16 protein-coding genes are annotated in these 16,262 nt (G+C 51.1%); 8 read left to right on the forward strand and 8 right to left on the reverse strand.

Translation table 11 applies throughout. The features are described 5' to 3' along the window. Positions 1–63: 63 nt before the first annotated feature. Genes QQL65_RS09520 through QQL65_RS09530 form a run of 3 tightly spaced genes read left to right on the forward strand, consistent with a single transcriptional unit; the run spans position 64 to position 2,003 of the window. Entirely contained in the window at positions 64–1,173 is a 1,110-nt protein-coding gene (locus QQL65_RS09520) for an NmrA family NAD(P)-binding protein (RefSeq protein ID WP_284363977.1), read from the forward strand. A gap of 45 nt (positions 1,174–1,218) precedes the next feature. Then, complete coding sequence (locus QQL65_RS09525) at positions 1,219–1,761, forward strand: carbonic anhydrase (protein ID WP_284363978.1); 543 nt, start codon at positions 1,219–1,221, stop codon at positions 1,759–1,761. Positions 1,762–1,817: 56 nt separating this feature from the next. Continuing rightward, a complete protein-coding gene (locus QQL65_RS09530) occupies positions 1,818–2,003 on the forward strand; it encodes a hypothetical protein (RefSeq protein ID WP_284363979.1) in 186 nt (61 codons plus the stop codon). 1,381 nt (positions 2,004–3,384) lie between these two features. On the opposite strand, the gene QQL65_RS09535 is transcribed toward QQL65_RS09530, so the two are convergent. The 4 genes from QQL65_RS09535 to QQL65_RS09550 form a co-directional block, all read right to left on the reverse strand. Then, a complete protein-coding gene (locus QQL65_RS09535) occupies positions 3,385–4,344 on the reverse strand; it encodes an MBL fold metallo-hydrolase (RefSeq protein WP_284363980.1) in 960 nt (319 codons plus the stop codon). Between the two features lie 10 nt (positions 4,345–4,354). Further along, positions 4,355–4,942, reverse strand: coding sequence for a TetR/AcrR family transcriptional regulator (locus QQL65_RS09540; RefSeq protein WP_284363981.1), 588 nt, complete (start codon positions 4,940–4,942; stop codon positions 4,355–4,357). 205 nt (positions 4,943–5,147) lie between these two features. Next, positions 5,148–5,786: an FMN-binding negative transcriptional regulator gene (locus QQL65_RS09545; protein ID WP_284363983.1), complete on the reverse strand. Its 639-nt coding sequence runs from the start codon at positions 5,784–5,786 to the stop codon at positions 5,148–5,150. 37 nt (positions 5,787–5,823) lie between these two features. Continuing rightward, positions 5,824–6,969 (reverse strand): 2Fe-2S iron-sulfur cluster-binding protein, encoded by a 1,146-nt coding sequence (locus QQL65_RS09550; RefSeq protein ID WP_284363984.1) that lies wholly within the window; start codon positions 6,967–6,969, stop codon positions 5,824–5,826. A 152-nt stretch (positions 6,970–7,121) separates the two neighbouring features. On the opposite strand from QQL65_RS09550, the gene pdxR reads away from it, so the two are divergent. Beyond that, complete coding sequence (gene pdxR / locus QQL65_RS09555) at positions 7,122–8,537, forward strand: MocR-like pyridoxine biosynthesis transcription factor PdxR (RefSeq protein ID WP_284363985.1); 1,416 nt, start codon at positions 7,122–7,124, stop codon at positions 8,535–8,537. Positions 8,538–8,543: 6 nt separating this feature from the next. On the opposite strand, the gene QQL65_RS09560 is transcribed toward pdxR, so the two are convergent. Continuing rightward, complete coding sequence (locus QQL65_RS09560; protein ID WP_284363987.1) at positions 8,544–9,050, reverse strand: hypothetical protein; 507 nt, start codon at positions 9,048–9,050, stop codon at positions 8,544–8,546. Then, on the reverse strand, positions 9,050–9,568 hold the full coding sequence (locus QQL65_RS09565) for a hypothetical protein (RefSeq protein WP_284363988.1): 519 nt from the start codon (positions 9,566–9,568) through the stop codon (positions 9,050–9,052). Before QQL65_RS09565 ends, QQL65_RS09560 begins: the two co-directional genes overlap by 1 nt. A 188-nt stretch (positions 9,569–9,756) precedes the next feature. On the opposite strand from QQL65_RS09565, the gene fsa reads away from it, so the two are divergent. From fsa to QQL65_RS09580, 3 genes are all read left to right on the forward strand, one after another. Further along, positions 9,757–10,410: a fructose-6-phosphate aldolase gene (gene fsa, locus QQL65_RS09570; RefSeq protein ID WP_284363990.1), complete on the forward strand. Its 654-nt coding sequence runs from the start codon at positions 9,757–9,759 to the stop codon at positions 10,408–10,410. A gap of 39 nt (positions 10,411–10,449) precedes the next feature. Then, positions 10,450–11,508, forward strand: coding sequence for an Mrp/NBP35 family ATP-binding protein (locus tag QQL65_RS09575; protein ID WP_284363991.1), 1,059 nt, complete (start codon positions 10,450–10,452; stop codon positions 11,506–11,508). Positions 11,509–11,643: 135 nt separating this feature from the next. After that, positions 11,644–12,951 carry a GH1 family beta-glucosidase gene (locus tag QQL65_RS09580; protein WP_284363993.1) on the forward strand — a complete coding sequence of 436 codons (1,308 nt, stop codon included), beginning with the start codon at positions 11,644–11,646 and terminating at the stop codon, positions 12,949–12,951. Between the two features lie 738 nt (positions 12,952–13,689). Here QQL65_RS09580 and QQL65_RS09585 read toward each other — a convergent pair. Then, on the reverse strand, positions 13,690–14,784 hold the full coding sequence (locus QQL65_RS09585) for an ATP-dependent DNA helicase (RefSeq protein WP_284363995.1): 1,095 nt from the start codon (positions 14,782–14,784) through the stop codon (positions 13,690–13,692). Between the two features lie 76 nt (positions 14,785–14,860). Continuing rightward, positions 14,861–15,610, reverse strand: a complete 750-nt coding sequence (locus QQL65_RS09590; protein WP_284363996.1) for a hypothetical protein — start codon at positions 15,608–15,610, stop codon at positions 14,861–14,863. A gap of 119 nt (positions 15,611–15,729) precedes the next feature. On the opposite strand from QQL65_RS09590, the gene QQL65_RS09595 reads away from it, so the two are divergent. After that, a complete protein-coding gene (locus QQL65_RS09595) occupies positions 15,730–16,245 on the forward strand; it encodes a MarR family winged helix-turn-helix transcriptional regulator (protein WP_284363997.1) in 516 nt (171 codons plus the stop codon). Positions 16,246–16,262 lie beyond the last annotated feature (17 nt).

The following is a 16,262-nucleotide window of genomic DNA, read 5'->3' on the forward strand; positions in this document are numbered from 1 at the left end:
TTACTTTAAAAAATAAAGTGATCACTCTATTTGTCTAACCAACTTGTAGTCGGGAGAAAACAGATGTCAACGTCAACCAAAATCCTCGTTACCTCTGCAACTGGTCATATCGGTCAGCATGCTGTGCGCTTGCTTGTTGAGTGCGGCTATCAGGTGCGCGCATTCGTTCGGCGTGATGACTGGCGTTCACGGGCCCTTGCGGAAATAGGCGCTGAGGTCTTCATCGGAAACCTTTATGATTTTCGTGATTTGTCCGACGCGATGATCGGCGTACAGCGTGTTTTCCACATACCGCCTTTTGCGCCGCATCTGCTGCACAACACCATGCTGACCTGTCTGGCGGCGCAGGAAGCGGGGGTCGAGGCGATGGTGTTGTTGTCGGGCTGGAATCCTAATCCGTCGCATCCGTCCCTGCTGACGCGCGAACATTGGATTGCAAACAATGTGGCGCGTTGGATGCCCAATGTGGATGTTATTCATCTGACCCCGGGGATATTCGCTTTCACCTACCTACTGACGATTTCTGTGACGCGGCGTCTCGGGGTGCTCCCCTTGCCATTCGGGGAAGGACTAAACGCGCCTGTTTCCGAACGCGATATTGCACGCTCAGGAGTTGCGTTGCTCAAGGAACCCAAGAAATACGCAGGGACGACGTGGCGGCCGACCGGCCCACAACTGCTCTCCTCCGCCGATGTCGCTGAGGTCCTCAGCGATGTTCTTGGTCGCACGATCAAATACCAACCAATCTCATTCAGGATGTTCACCAAGGCCGCGCGCGCAATGGGCGCAGCGGAGTTCGACATGCACAATTTGCGGCACTATGCTGAGGAGATCGAACAGGGTGCCTTCGCCATCGGCGCGCCGACCAATCATGTCGCGCAACTCACCGGTAGCCCTGCTGAGAGCTTTAGAGAGACCGCTGCGTATTATGCTGCTGATGTGCGCCGGCTCGCGCCCAATCTGCGCGAACTGTCCACGCTTGGCGCGTTGCTCTTCATGTTGAAAATCCTGCTGACGCCCGCACCCGACTTCATGGCTTTCGAAGCCGCAGAGGGTTCGACTCGCATCGCCGATCCTAAGCCGGGGCACAAAAACGCCGAGTGGCAAGCCGCTGCCATGACTGGGCGACTGTCCATTTTAGGCCCGCGCGCCCCCAAAACCAATATGATGTAGCCTCAAACTACATATTAATCTCAACCGCCAGAATAGGAGGACGACATGTCCACCCACGCAATATTTCTCGACCGAAATGCACGGATTGCTGAGACCTTCGAACACGGCGAGATGCCCGCTTTACCGTCTTTGAACACCATGGTTCTGACCTGTATAGACGCACGGGTGGACCCGGCCCACGTGCTGGGTGTCGACCTTGGCGAGGTTGTTGTTTTTCGCAATAATGGCGGTCGGGTCACACCGGGGTTCATCGATGAGCTTTCCGCGTTGTCAGCTATGGTCAAACGGATGACAGGGGCACAACAGGACCCAAGCTTTGCCGTTGTCTTGATGCAACACACCAATTGCGGTGCGCAGAGCTTGGCTGACCCCGCTTTCGCCGCTGAGATCAAGACCACACTAGATGTGGATGTCTCAGCGATGGCCATCACCAACCAGAATACGGACCTGATTGCGGACATCGACCGGCTAACTGCGGCGGAAAAAATCCCCGGTTCAATCACAGTATCTGCGCTGCTTTACGACGTTCAAACAGGCAAAGCGTCGGAAGTCGCTGCCCCAAAAACACTCGATGAATTGCGCACGTAAACGAATGGCCTTCAACTACTAGCAGGTCAAATTAGCCAGCATGTAATAGCGATGGGATGGGAGGCAATTTGAGAAATGCGTGCGTCGCCGCCTTCCGCGCCGAGATTAAAAAATCTTTCAAAGCCAATATTCCCCCCCTCAGCGCGCAAATCAAACAGCACGAAGATGAAATCAACAAACTCGTTTACGAACTTTTTGACCTGACACAGGACGAAATCGAGCCTTTAGAGGCCAGCATATGACCTTCCCAACAAGGTTATTAACGCCAAGGTCTGTCATCCCCGCGCAGGCGGGGATCCAGGTCGGACTGTCGAGAAACCTGAGGGTTATAGATCTGCTTCAAATCCAGCACTGGATCCTCGGGTCAAGCCCGAGGATGACGGGGGGCGGGTTGCATCGGGTTTGTACAACTTTCACTTTTGGGCATTGTTGGTTACGGCACGACAACTCCGGCGTGCGCACCGTTTACGGCAAAACACATCGGTTGCCACCATAGGTTCTATTGGTCCCGCATCTACCTGTCTGGCGCGAGCGCCACTTGGTTGTGCGGGACGGTGCAATTTGTCACCTCGACCTTTCCCCTCGCACCGCCCCGGACTTGATCCGGGGCCAAGTTTCCCTCCCCTTGATGGGGAGGGACTAAAGGCGGGGTGCATGGGATGCGTGCTGCGGCGGTTTTCCCTTGTGACCTTTCTTCGCTTGGATGAGCTTTTGGGGTTCATTGTGATTTGCACCCAAAAAACTTATCCCCGCCCTTTCAACCCATGCGAAACTGGTCTCGTCTTTCGTTTAGCCACGCAGCTTGCTGACGAGCAGGGGGTGGTCGGGTAATCCGTCAGTGGGTTCCATTGGGGGTGATCTTTTCGGAAGATGGTGATGGGTCGTGGCGACGGTTGCGGCACACGCGTTAATTGAAGCATCTGTCCAGTCAGACACCGATGGCACCTGTAAGTCGCTTGGCGGGTATTGTTTTACCGTCTTTTTGGGGCGAAAATCCCAAAATCATCCATTGGGCAAAGACCCAAAACAATATGGGTGGAGCGCAGGCAAAGGGGATAGAAGGGTGAGCACCCCGGGATAGTTTGCCTCAAGCAACGCACATCATCACATGCGAGGTCATTATGGTCTCATTACAAATTTTCTAGCGCATAACGAGACGATAAAGACCTCGCATGCTGCATTTATGTCAATACGCGATGCCCACCATAGCATGGCGACCTTTGTGTTGGTTTAATTGCCTCACGGCTCGCATCACTATTCGGCACGACGACCTAAGACCGGTCTGTTTGAATAGTTGAGCCTCCGGCGGGGCGCGCAAAAAGTTGCGCGGGGTCCTTGCGTTTCTAATCAAACGCTTCGTCCATCTTGTCCCTCATTTGCTCGGAAATAGTGATGGGCACCAATCGGCGGGGGTGCCGGGGAAGCGGTCGTAAGACCGCGACGGCGGCAATGTAAAATGCTCAGGGGTGCCGGGGAAGCGGTCGTAAGACCGCGACGGCGGCAATGTAAAATGCTCGGGGGTGCCGGGCCAGCCTGCGCGGCGTGAGCGCAAAAAAAAGAGGCAGGGTCCCGGACAACTAGGTGGCGTTCGCGCCGCACGGGCCAATCCGGGACCAGCCATTCCTATTCGAATGCGGGGAATTGCGCCAATTGCGCCACCACCGGGCCATCATGGGTGGGCACAATATTCAGGTCCGGATTGTCCTTGGCGATTTCGTGCAAAAGCGCCAAAGTACGTTCTGTCCGGGCCTTGTCATTGTCGACCATGCTCTGCACCAGCGGAATTTTTGGGTTGGCATTTTTCACGCCGGCAAGCGACCAGCTGGAATCGCCGATGAAGAAAAAACGCTTGCCCGTGCTGGTGGTGATAAAAGCGCCAACGCTGCCCGTTGTGTGGCCTTCAAGCGGCACAATCACAAAGCTTTGGTCGCCAAAAAGGTCTAGGCTTTTGTCGAACGGGCCGAACGCAATGTCGGTAAGTTCAAAGGGTTGCCAATTGGTGCCATCACGGGTCAAGTGTTCTTCAAAAATCGAAAAATGCGCCTTGGCTTCCGCCCGGGCGAATTCAAGTTCTGTTTGGCTGGTCAAAATCGGCACGCCATCAAAGTCAGGGATCACCGCTGCATGGTCCCAATGCAGGTGGGTCAGCAGTATTTTGTCGATTTTGGAGCTGTCATATCCCGCCGCATCCAAGCGCTCCTTCGCGGTCGAAGTTTTGGTGTAGGCGAACAATTGTTGCTCGAATAAATTGAAGTTTTCGGCATGTTCCGCTGCAATGTTTTCGCCAATGCCACCTTCGAGCAAAATGGTGGCGTCTGGGTGTTCAATCACGAAGCCAGAATAAACGCTTTGATGCGCTTTGAACAAATTGCCGCCGCTGTAAATCACCGCTTCCGGGCTTTCATTGAACCCGGTCGAAAAGGCGGATAGTCGGATGGGCGAGGGGCCAGACATCGCTGGGATCGTCGCATCTAGATCGGCAAATGTTTCAACCGTGCGTGGCCAGAATTGGTAGGTGAAAAAGCCAGTGATGGCCAAAATTAGGGCAAAGATAACGCCAAGGGAGATTTTGAGAATTCGCATTTGATACTCCTTATGCGACAAGTTTTTTGAGGTGTGGTGCAGCCCTCAAGATCGGTGCGACGTCGCGCTGCGCACGCGCCAAAATCATTGCGCCTTCTACGCTGGCATAAATCAATTCTGCCAGGTCGCGCGCCTTTACGTTTGCAATGCCTGTTTGCTTTAGCGACGCAGCACAAAGGTCTATCCAATGCGCGAATGCGCTAGCGCACGCCGCGCGAATGGGTTCTGAAGAGCCTGCCATCTCCAGGTTGATCGTGGTGATCGGGCAGCCCTTGTTAAAGTCCGATTGCGCAAGATTTTGTGCAAACCGCGCAAGCAAAATGTCGATAAATTGATCAACACTCTTTGCGGAAGACGTCGCTTCACCCAAATCCGTCGCAACTTGATGTTTCGCCGCGTCAATCACCGCAACGGCAATCTGCTCTTTGCCCTTTGGGAAATGGTAGTAGAGCGACCCTTTGGGCAAGTCGCCGACAGCGCAAATCTCGTTCAGGCCAACCGCGTGATACCCTTTTTCGTGAAACAGTGTCGCCGCAACGCCAACCAGTTTCTCGCGGGTTATCTCGCCTTTGGTCTTCTTGTTTATTTGCGCGGTCATAAATCACCTCACTCCATCTACTCTCAACCGATTTCTATCGCAATAAAATAGACCAGTCTATATAAAAATGATTGAGGTTGAAGTGTGGTTGTGTTGAAGTTGGGCGCCTGCTACGTTTTGTGTTGCGGTTGGCAACGATCTTCTGTTCACGTCATGTGTTGCGGTGCGTAGTTTTCAGGCCTCAACGACACAGTTTGGTCGCGCTCTAATCTGACATGTTGGCTTGTATCGACTGAGCAAAAGCTTCTGCATTCGCAGTCCCTTCGCCGCGCAGCCCTGTCACAATTCCAGCTTTGTCGCGTGCGTCTTTGTTTTGGCTTGCTTTCCAGACCGCATCAAGCTCCTCGATTTCGATTTCCAATCCAACAATGCCTTTTAACTGGCGAGTTATGAAATCATCGGGCGCGTCTGAGAGCGTCCATGGTTTCTCTCGCTGGGCTTCATGTTGATGCGATAACGAAGCCAAATGCTCTAGCAGCCAATCGTTATCTTTGACCAGCTTCAATTGACCACGTGCATGCGCCACAACATAATTCCATGTCGGCACAGCTTTTCCATGCTCCTCTTTTGAAGGGTACCAACCTGGAGAGATGTAAGTTTGCGGCCCTTGGAAGACCACAAGTGCCTGATGTGAGTTTTCTTCTAGGCGACAAATCGGATTGCCGCGCGCAATGTGCCCTCGCAAAACGCCTTTTTCAGACAGATCCTCATGTATCATCATTGGAATATGATCCATTTCTAACCGCCCAGATTGATATGTAGAGAGCGATGCAAAAGGCGAACTTCGCATCAAATTGTGGATTTGGTCGACGCGGCTTTCTCTGAAAATGGGTGGTTGAAACATCTCGTTTTCCTTCTCTATTTTGACGCAGTGTTTGGCGTTAGATGTCTAGGACAACATCGCCCGTTGGCCGGGAGCAGCAGATCAAGACTTTGTCGGGTTTTTGCGCGTCCAACGGCTCTTCAAAATACTCGACCTCGCCTGATAGCAACGCGCACGAGCACGTGTTGCATATGCCTTCGCGACAGCTAAACTCTGGCGTTAGGCCCGCATTTTCAGCGGCCTCAAGCAAGGACGAATTGGCATCATTCCACCTTATGGATTTGCCGGACTTTGCAAACGTGACCAGCGGTTCCTCACCCTGCAAGGCTGAGCTTTCTAATTGCCGGCTATTATTCGGGTTTTTTGCTGCCAAAGTTGCACCAAGACGAGCAACATTAGTAGGCCTAGCAATTGGTTGGCGTGCTGCCGTTGCAAGTTCTTCTAAAGAGTGCGCTTTCCCAAAGAATTCATATGCGATGTTTGGCGGCGAGACGCCTAGGTCAACCAAAAGATTGTACATTGCCACCATAAACGGCGTCGGGCCGCATATATATGCGTCATAACAATCAAGTGGTAGCTCGCGCTGCAAGGTGTCCTGGTTGATGCGGCCCGCGCTGTAAAAACCCATCGTCTCTTGGTCCATTTTGGTTGGACTGCTGTAGGTGAAGTGCGATCGAATGCGTCCCTTTGAAGCTCTTGAGAGTTTTTCAACTTCCTCGCGCAAGGCGTGCTCGCTACCATTTTTGCAGGCGTGAAAAAACCAAACGTTGCGGTTCGTTTTGGCAAGCGCATGAAGCATTGAAAGCAGAGGCGTTAGCCCCACACCCCCGGCAAGCAAGATCACAGGGCGATCTGAAGTCTGGTCCAAAACAAATGAACCTCTTGGTGGGGCAACTTGCAAATCATCACCAACCTTGACGTGGTCATGTATCCAAGTTGAACCAATTCCCGCCCGCGCACTAGGTGAATCAACAGGAGCTGGCTCGCGCTTTACGGTAATGCGATATATGTGCTGGTCATCGCAATCAGATGACAATGAGTATGTGCGATTGACGGGACCGTCGTTGGTCGGGACTTTGAGGGTTAGATACTGTCCAGGTGCAGCTGGCCACAACGGCTTGCTATCCGTCGGCTGGAGAAATAACGAGACGATATTGTCGCATTCTATCTGCTTTTTGCGTACGCGGAACGGTCTAAATTCCATTGCCATTTCACCTGCTTCTTTCACTGCCGTTGGGTTCGTTATTGCAAATTGCTTCTGACCGGGCGTCTGTCATTATTTGCGAAGGCTTGGACAATTTGCAGTAAAGTGGATATATAGAAATATCCAAAATATGATAAAATGAGCATACCAATATGAAGCAAAAGCCTTCGCTTACATTTGCTTTGGATCGAAGTTCAGACACACCGCTTTTTGAGCAAATTTGCCAAGCTGTTCGAAAAATGGCGAATTCTGATGGTCTCAAGAAGGGTGAAATTCTGCCCGCAACGCGAGAGTTGAGTGCCGATCTGGGGGTGTCCAGGTCAACAGTGATTGCCGCATACGATCAGTTGGTTGCCGAAGGGTATCTGTTGGGCAAAAGAGGGGCTGGGTATGAAGTCTGCTCCGTGGCGGGCCTCGAAATGAATAAATTGCAGCGTCCTAAGTCTGTGGACACACAGCCAGCCGAGGCCGGCCGCCCACTGCCGTTTGAGCCAAGTCAGCCTGATATGCGCATATTTCCTTACAGGAGTTGGGCAAAGACATTGTCACGGGTTGGTCGAACAAATCCGCAATCATTGTTGGTTGGGGGATCGGCTTTTGGCAACCATGATCTGCGCTGTGCAATTGCCGATCATGTGTTGAATTGGCGCGGTATATCGGTCTCGCCCGAACAAGTCATAGTGACCTCTGGTGCCATGGGTGCCTTGGAAGCGTGTCTGAGGACATTGTCAAAATCGGGTGATGGTGTAGGCGTTGAGGACCCCGGGTATGTGCCATTGGTTAGATATATTCAAGCCATGGGGTTGCGCCCGCAATTTTTGCAAGTTGATGATGAGGGGGCAGAACTCCCAAAAGGCACCTCGCAGCCAAAATTGACCATTCTCACCCCATCGCATCAATATCCGTTGGGAGGCACAATGTCTCCGCAACGTCGATTAGAATACATAAAATGGGCTGATCAGAATAACACTTGGATTGTGGAAGACGACTATGACAGCGAGTTCCGTTTCGCCGGACGACCAATACCTGCAATGGCGGGAACAGATAGACTAAAGCGCACAATCTATATTGGGACATTCTCCAAATTGTTCTCCAATGCGTTTCGGCTCGGCTACGCAGTTGTGCCCGAGAGTTTGGTGGAGCAGTTCCACAATTGCATTGATACCTTCTCCATGAAGGCTGGCATTATGCCTCAACAAATATTGGCTGAATTTTTTGAATCTGGCGAATTCTACAAATATTTGCGCCGTGCCCGTCGCATTTACGCAGAACGAAGGGACTTCCTGTTGCACCGGCTCGGGTCGGATTTTGCCGATTTTGGTACATTCACAGATAATCAAGCAGGGATGCAGATCGTTTTCCATCTTCAAGCAGACTTGAAGGACACCACGATCAGCGAACTGGCCGCGAAAGAGGGAGTGGCATTGCATCCACTTTCTGCTTCTCTTTCTGGGGAGGGGCAACTTAACGGGTTGATATTGGGATATTGTGCCCACACCCGCCAAGAAATGGAAGCAGCGCTGCTTGTTCTACGCTCTTGTTTTAAGAAAGCTCAAAGGGCTAATTAGACTTGATCACTTACCGCCCATCTTCCCAAATGCAGGTTTCAGATCATGGGCTTGTTCATCTTCGATAATCTGAAGTACCCTAGATTTTACATCATAATACTTGATTTCAACACAAATAGTGCCGCGAAACCAATGGGCCAAATGAAGAGAATAAGTACTTATAGATCCGTATCCTAAATGCTCTCTTGCGCGCTTTCTTATGTCTGTCGCTGAGGAGCCCACATACATCACAGGAGAGGGGGAGTTCATTCTCGGGCAGTTTCTTAGTCGTTCCGACTTGTATTCTTTTGCTGCCTCAAATGTTGTAATTGGGTTGCCGCCAAGCTCGCGGATTACGTAGACATAACCCCCAGTCGAGTCGTTCGTCGGCTTTGTGCGCTGCTTGAATATTTGGATGTCTTCAAGTGCTGTCTTAACTTCGTCTCCGACTTGCCATTCGAAATCCATTTGATCTTTTGGTTCTGCCGCGGCTGCCCGGTTGCAGTCTGAAATTAATTCATCGATGTACCCCATTAGACCTTGTCTCCTAAGCTTTTGAAAAAATTGCGTATTTCTTCAAAAGTGCCACTTGTCTGGAAAGCAGTTAGTGTCGCAACTGACCATGGAGCGGCGGGGGTCAACTCTGCTTCAAAGACCGAAACTTGGCGAAGTTGCGCTTCATCCAGCGTCAGTTTTTTCGCCGCTTGCAGCATGGCCAAAAACTCATGCACATTGTGCATCACGCGGTAGGCATCAAATATGTCTTGAGCTTGTTCTGGGTGATCTCGCCACGAGCGACGATCAAACAGTTCGTTGAACACGCGCTGCCCAGCACCAAAGCAATTATAGCGCACGCAGCCCCTAAAGCCTTTGGTTTTTAGATCATCATGGATTGTGCATTCGTGCTTAGCGTCCAAATGCTTGCAAGGTTCTGCTGCCTGCTTGTCATAAGCGAACATTGTAGACTTATCGAAAGCCAGCGCCACACAGCAATAGGCGGCGCAATTTGCGCAATCTGGTTCAAGTTTGATATTATGCAAATTGGCGGGCATGGGTCAGTGCTATCTGACAGATGAAGAGATCGCAACCAAACAAAATTTGACCATTTGATAAATAATTGAAACTCAATTATGGTCGCCGCCTGTCGTGAAGGTAAAAAGTGCATTGCACCTTGCGACAGGGGGGCAAATTGTGAGACAACGGCCCAACATTTTGACGCGAGAACCAAACTAGGTGAGCCATGAAATTTTTCGTCGACACTGCTGAAGTTGCAGACATTAAAGAACTCAATGAAACCGGTCTTTTGGATGGTGTTACAACCAACCCAAGTTTGATCGCAAAATCTGGCCGCGACTTTTTGGAAGTGGTCAAAGAGATTTGCGACATCGTTGATGGTCCGGTTTCTGCAGAAGTAGCCGCAACAGACTATGACGGTATGGTTGCTGAAGGCGAGCATCTTGCCAAAATTGCCGATAACGTTGTGATCAAATTGCCATTGACTATGGACGGATTGAAAGCCTGTAAATACTTCACCGGCAAGGGCATCAAAACCAACGTAACATTGTGTTTTTCTGCCAACCAGGCGCTGTTGGCCGCTAAAGCTGGCGCAACTTACATTTCACCATTTATTGGCCGCTTGGACGATATCAACCTCGACGGCATTCAGCTGATCGAAGATATCCGCACCATCTACGACAATTACGGTTACGAAACTGAAATTTTGGCGGCATCAATCCGCTCAGTAAATCATGTTTCAGATAGCGCACTTGCCGGTGCTGATGTGGCAACTATACCGCCAAGCGTGATCCGCAAATTGGCGCAGCATCCTTTGACAGATAAGGGCCTTGATGCCTTTGTGAAGGACTGGGCATCAACAGGTCAGAAAATTCTCTAACGACCAGCTGAAAACAAATAGAAGCGAACGGAAAAAACCATGAGCGACAAAGCTTTGGAAGATGAAGTGCGTGCGGCGCTAGGGCAAGTTCAACTGCCCGGCGGTGCGCCATTGGCCACATATGCGGGCCTTAGCGATATCATCATCACCAAAGGCGCCATTGCGTTCGCCATCACCATTGCACCGGGACTAGAGGCATCTTTTGCCCCGGTGCGCGATCAGGCTCAAAAAGCGGTCAGCAAGATTGCCGGCGAGCGCAAAGTGATGATTTCCATCACTTCGGACAAGCAGCAGGCGCAAAAAGCGCAAGCCACTGCCGCGCCGCGCCAACCTGGGCCACCACCAAAAGAGCCGGTGAAGGGCATAAAGTCGATCATCGCCGTTGCTTCAGGCAAGGGCGGCGTTGGCAAATCCACCACCGCAGTAAATTTTGCGCTAGCGCTGAAGGCAAGGGGCCAAAAAGTAGCGATTTTGGATGCTGACATCTATGGCCCTTCCATGCCCAAATTGCTCGGTATTGAGGGTAAGCCTGCCATGCGCGACGATGGCATTTTCACCCCGCATGAAGCTTATGGCATCAAAGTGATGTCAATCGGCTCAATGCTAGAAGGCGACCAAGCGGTCGTTTGGCGCGGGCCTATGGCGACGTCGGCATTGCGACAATTGCTGCGCGAAACGGACTGGGGCGAAATCGATACGTTGGTTGTTGATCTACCGCCGGGTACTGGCGATGTGCATATTTCGCTTGTGCAAACCGTGCCGTTAACCGGTGCGATTGTGGTTTCAACGCCGCAAGATTTGGCGCTGATTGATGCCAAAAAAGCCATCGACATGTTCGCTCGGACGCAGGTCAGCATTTTAGGCATTGTGGAAAATATGAGCTATTTCCTTTGCCCATCTTGCGGCACGCGTTCCGACATTTTTGGCACAGGCGGTGCGGCAGACACAGCAAAATCACTCGGCGTGCCATTCCTTGGCGGAATTCCTTTGCACATGGATATTCGCGAGCGTTCTGATGCGGGTACGCCCATTGTGGCCACCGCGCCTGAAAGCGATGAAGCAAAGGCTTACATCGCAGTCGCCGAGTTGGTGAACTAAGCTCAAAAGCCCTTTAAGCAAAACCTTTGGCGCACAGTTCCTGCGATTTTTTGGTTGCGTCGAGATATGTAATCGATTACATATCGAATCCAACTTAAAGAGCGACGGTCGCTTATTCTGAAACTGTGGGGCCCAATGTTTACATTCAACAAGCAAGACTTTGGTGACTTCACCTTTGGCGCCGCAACGGCTGCCTATCAAATCGAGGGCGGGCAGACTGAAGGGCAGGGCATGTCCATCTGGGATAGCTTTGCTGCCACTGGTCGCAACGTAGCGGGTCAAGAAACGGGCGAAATCGCGTGCGATCACTACAATCGGTGGCCCGAAGATCTTGATCTGCTCAAAGAAGCAGGGTTTGACGCCTATCGCTTTTCCTTTGCTTGGCCGCGTATTTTGCCTCAAGGCACGGGTGCGATTAATCAAGCGGGGCTAGATTTTTATGACCGCTTGATCGATGGCATGCTTGAGCGAAACCTCAAACCATTTGCCACCCTGTATCACTGGGATCTGCCATCCACATTGCAGGACAAGGGCGGTTGGCTAAACCGCGATATCGCCAATTGGCTCGCTGACTATGCTGAGCTGGTCTATCAAAAGTTTGGCGATCGATTGGCCAAAATTGCCACCATCAACGAGCCGTGGTGCGTTTCGTTTCTGTCCCACTATTTGGGTGTCCATGCACCAGGCTATCGTGATTTGCGAGCAACTGCGCGCGCCATGCACCACGTGCTTTTGGCGCATGGCACAACGATTGAAAGATTGCGCAGTCTGGGTGCAAAGGATTTGGGGATCGTTCTAAACCTCGAATTTGCCAAAGGCGCAACTGAAAGTGATGAGGATAAAGCGGCGGCCGATCTTTGGGACAGCATCTACAATAAGTGGTTCCTGGGCGGTGTGTTCAAGCAAAACTATCCGCAAAATGTCATGGATGTCCTTGAGCCATACATGCCTGATAACTATCAGGATGATATGCCAACAATTGGCACCAAGCTTGATTGGCTCGGCATCAATTATTACACGCGTTCACACATGAAGCACGACGCATCTGTGCCAAATTTCCAGATTTCTAGTGTGCCGGGCCCGTTGGAAAAGACAGATTTGGGCTGGGAGATTTACCCCCAAGGGCTGACGGAGCTTTTAAAGCGCGTTGCCAAAGACTACACCGACTTGCCGCTCTATGTTACAGAAAACGGCCTCGCTGACGCTGAACTGTACGATGATCAGTTGCGCGTGAAATACTATGATCAGCATTACAAAGCGGCGCTACAAGCTAAGCAAGAAGGTGTTGATTTGCGGGGCTATTTTGCTTGGTCGCTGCTCGATAATTACGAGTGGGCAGAAGGTTATGACAAACGCTTTGGCATGGTGCACGTGGATTATGAAACGCAAAAACGTACACCAAAAAGCTCCTACCGCGCATTCCAGAAATTGCTGAAGGATTAGCGCACGACCGTGATCCTGCAGCCTTCACCATCGGTCTAGTTGAGGGGCGGGATCTACTCAGCTTATTCGTCCTTCTTTCCAAGAGCTGGCCACTGACCAGACCAACAACAAAAAAAGTGAAAGCAAAGAGGCCAATGCAACTAGCATTCCCAACGAGCTGATTAGATTGCTTGCTTTAAATATTTCCGCGTACTCGATGTATCTTGTTGGTTTTGGAAATCCAAGAACCAAAACAAGGTGCGGCCAACTCGTGCAGATCAGAGAAATGTGTAACAGCCAAAACAAGAGAGTGGTAATTCGCGGGAGTCGCATCGCGCCAAATTGGACTTGAAACCACGTCACAAGCGCACACGTGGTCATGATTAGGGCAAACACCAGAGAAGGGCCCGCAGTTGTCACCATATAGTGTGTATCGGCATCGTGTGTAGCCTGACCGCGTGGATCGCTTAGCATAATTTGAGTTTCAATATTGGAAGCAATACCAAAAACGCCGTAAATCAGTGCAGCTATCGTAAACAGAGCTTGTGGTTTCCAACGTCGAATATGGGCGAATAGAGGCGCAACGATTAAAAACAATAGTAACAAATTTAGCAGGTTCACGTTTTAAGAAAACTCGTTTTATGCGGTTGTAGTAAAACTAGATGATGGTGAAAGCTACCCAATTTTTTAGCTAAGCCCAATGATTTAGCCTTCATTTAGTACACGTTTCGTGACTATTTCTAACGAGGACCAGCGGCTCTACCGCACCACCGTGATCCGTTCTGCGGCACGCGTTACCGCCGTATAGAGGTGCCGCGCGCGGTCTTCGCGGAATGCCCAACTTTCGTCAAACAAATAAACATCATCCCACTGGCTGCCTTGCGCCTTGTGCACGGTGAGGGCATAGCCGAAATAGAACTCGTCATATTTCTTGCGCTCACCCCAACCTAGTTCTTCTTCTTTACCGTGGAAGAATTTTTCGTGCGTGGTGACGTTGGCGCGGTTCGTGCGGTCGCCAGCATCGTCTGGATTAAGGACCATATCGAGCACGCCAAGGCCCTTATAGACCACATCTTCGGCAATCCAGAGTTGCCCATTAAGCAACTGTTTTTGATGGTTGTTTCTCAAGCAGATCAAGCGGTCGCCAACCACAGGCTCTTGCGCTGGTAAGTCTTTGAGGGCACGCACGCGATCATTGTAGGAGATGCGGGTGGCGTTGGTGCCGCACAGGATTTGATCGGCGGCGAGGACCTCTTCGCGCTCCACATCGCGTTTCCGCACCACCTTGGACTGATCATAGGTGCCATAATCCAATCGGCCATTTTCGCGGATTTCCAAAGATAGCCGCACAATTGGATTGTCTGCTGCTTGTCGGTGAATTTCAGTGAGCATGAAGTCAGGCTCGGCTTGGGTGAAATAGCCTGTGTCATTAATCGGTGGCAGTTGAAACGGGTCGCCCAAAACAAGCACTTTGGTGCCAAAAGACAGCAAGTCTTCCGCCAATTGCTGGCCGACCATCGACACTTCGTCGATCACGATCAGCTCCGCGTCGCACACATCGCTATCGTCGTTCAATTTGAACTGCGGGTTGCCCTGTTTGTCATTCACATATTTGTAGATGAGACTGTGAATGGTGGAAGCGCCTTCGCACCCACGGCGCCGCATCACCAAGGCTGCTTTGCCGGTAAATGCTGCAAATACAACGCTGCCCACATTCTTCGCTAAATGCACCGCGAGAGTGGATTTGCCAGTGCCTGCCCATCCAAATAGGCGGAATACTTGCGGCCCATTTTTGTCTTTGAGCCAAGCATCAACAGCCTTTAGGGCTTCATCTTGTTGGGGCGACCATTGCATGAATTGTTGGCTCGAATTAGGTTTTGTGAACCTGCACCATAAATGGGCAAAAGATTCGAGCCAACAGCTCTTGTGTCTATTTCAGCTCGCCGGGCAGGCTCAGGTTGCCTGATGCGACATCAAATACATTCGTGACACACAATAGAGGCGCGTGAATGCTCGCATTGACCCGTAATGCTGAAGTCACTCCATCATAGTTGGTGCCAGCAAGATCTGTGTCTTGTGAGAAGGGCGCGTTGACCACAATCTCGTCGCCATCAAACACTGGGGAGTATCCGGGGCTGTCGATAAATATGGGTAGTCCTGGCCAGGTGAGGGGCAATTTGGGCGTTGTGCCATCGGCAATGTCGCGAACCGCCAATGCGCCATCACCACATGCATCGTTTCCAGTCATAACCACCCAGTGTGAATGCCAAAGATCTCCGTCATTGGCCAAGTCGCCATCGCCGTTTTCATCGTAAAGCGGTGTGTCATCAAAGTCAGGGTGGCTGGTGGCAGCCAATGCAAGAATGCCCGTTTTCGCTTCAAAGCCAACTGTGGAAGGGTCAAGCGATGTTGGCCAGACATAGGCATAAACCGGGGCGCCGGCCAATTCACCATGCGCGGACGGCTTCTCCGCGCCCGATTTGCCCGCTGTCGTCATGTGAAAAGTCACCACATTGCCCTTGCGGTGGGCGTGTGCGGCCAAAATGTCAAATGATGCATGCACGGCCTCATTTGCCCCTGACTTGATGGCGTTGTCCATTTTGTGCGCGTGAACGCCGTCAGCAAAACTGGGAAGGGTGAGTGTTGCTGTCAAAGCGGAAGCGATAGCTAATTTATTCATTTCAATCTCCGTTGGTTGATGGGAGCGACATATAATAGCGAATCGAAACTATTGCAATAGTGGTTTTGACTCGCTATTACTTTCGCATGTCAGAATCAAAACAACGAATCAGCGATCTGTTGGATCGAATCAGTCGCCTAAACCAGTCTCAGTCTTGGGATGATGGGTTGAATCCTGCGCAGTTGGCGGCATTGCGCTATTTGGTCGCTGCAAACCAATTTTCGCGAGCGCCATCGCATGTCGCAGACTATCTGGGGGCAACGCGCGGAACGGTTTCGCAATCTTTAAAAACGTTGGACGGTAAGGGGCTTATCACTCAAATCCGATCTTCATCAGATAAGCGTCGTGCCCGATATGATGTAACGCCTCAAGGACACGCTCTATTGGGTTCACCAACCCAAACTGATAGTGCAATTGAGCAATTAGACGAAAATGAAAGAGCGCATCTTGCAAAATTGTTAAGTAATGTGTTGCATATGACATTGCGCGCTCGGGGCGGCAAAAGTTTTGGTATTTGTAAGAACTGCAAGCATCATGGAATGAAAGCAAAACGGCCATACTGTCGATTGCTTGATGTTGAACTGGCAGATCACGAAATTGATCAGATCTGTCATGAACATGAGACTGCGGCTTAAGTTTTTTGAGAGATTTT

The organism is Maritalea porphyrae, assembly GCF_030159895.1.
Lineage (GTDB): Bacteria > Pseudomonadota > Alphaproteobacteria > Rhizobiales > Devosiaceae > Maritalea > Maritalea porphyrae.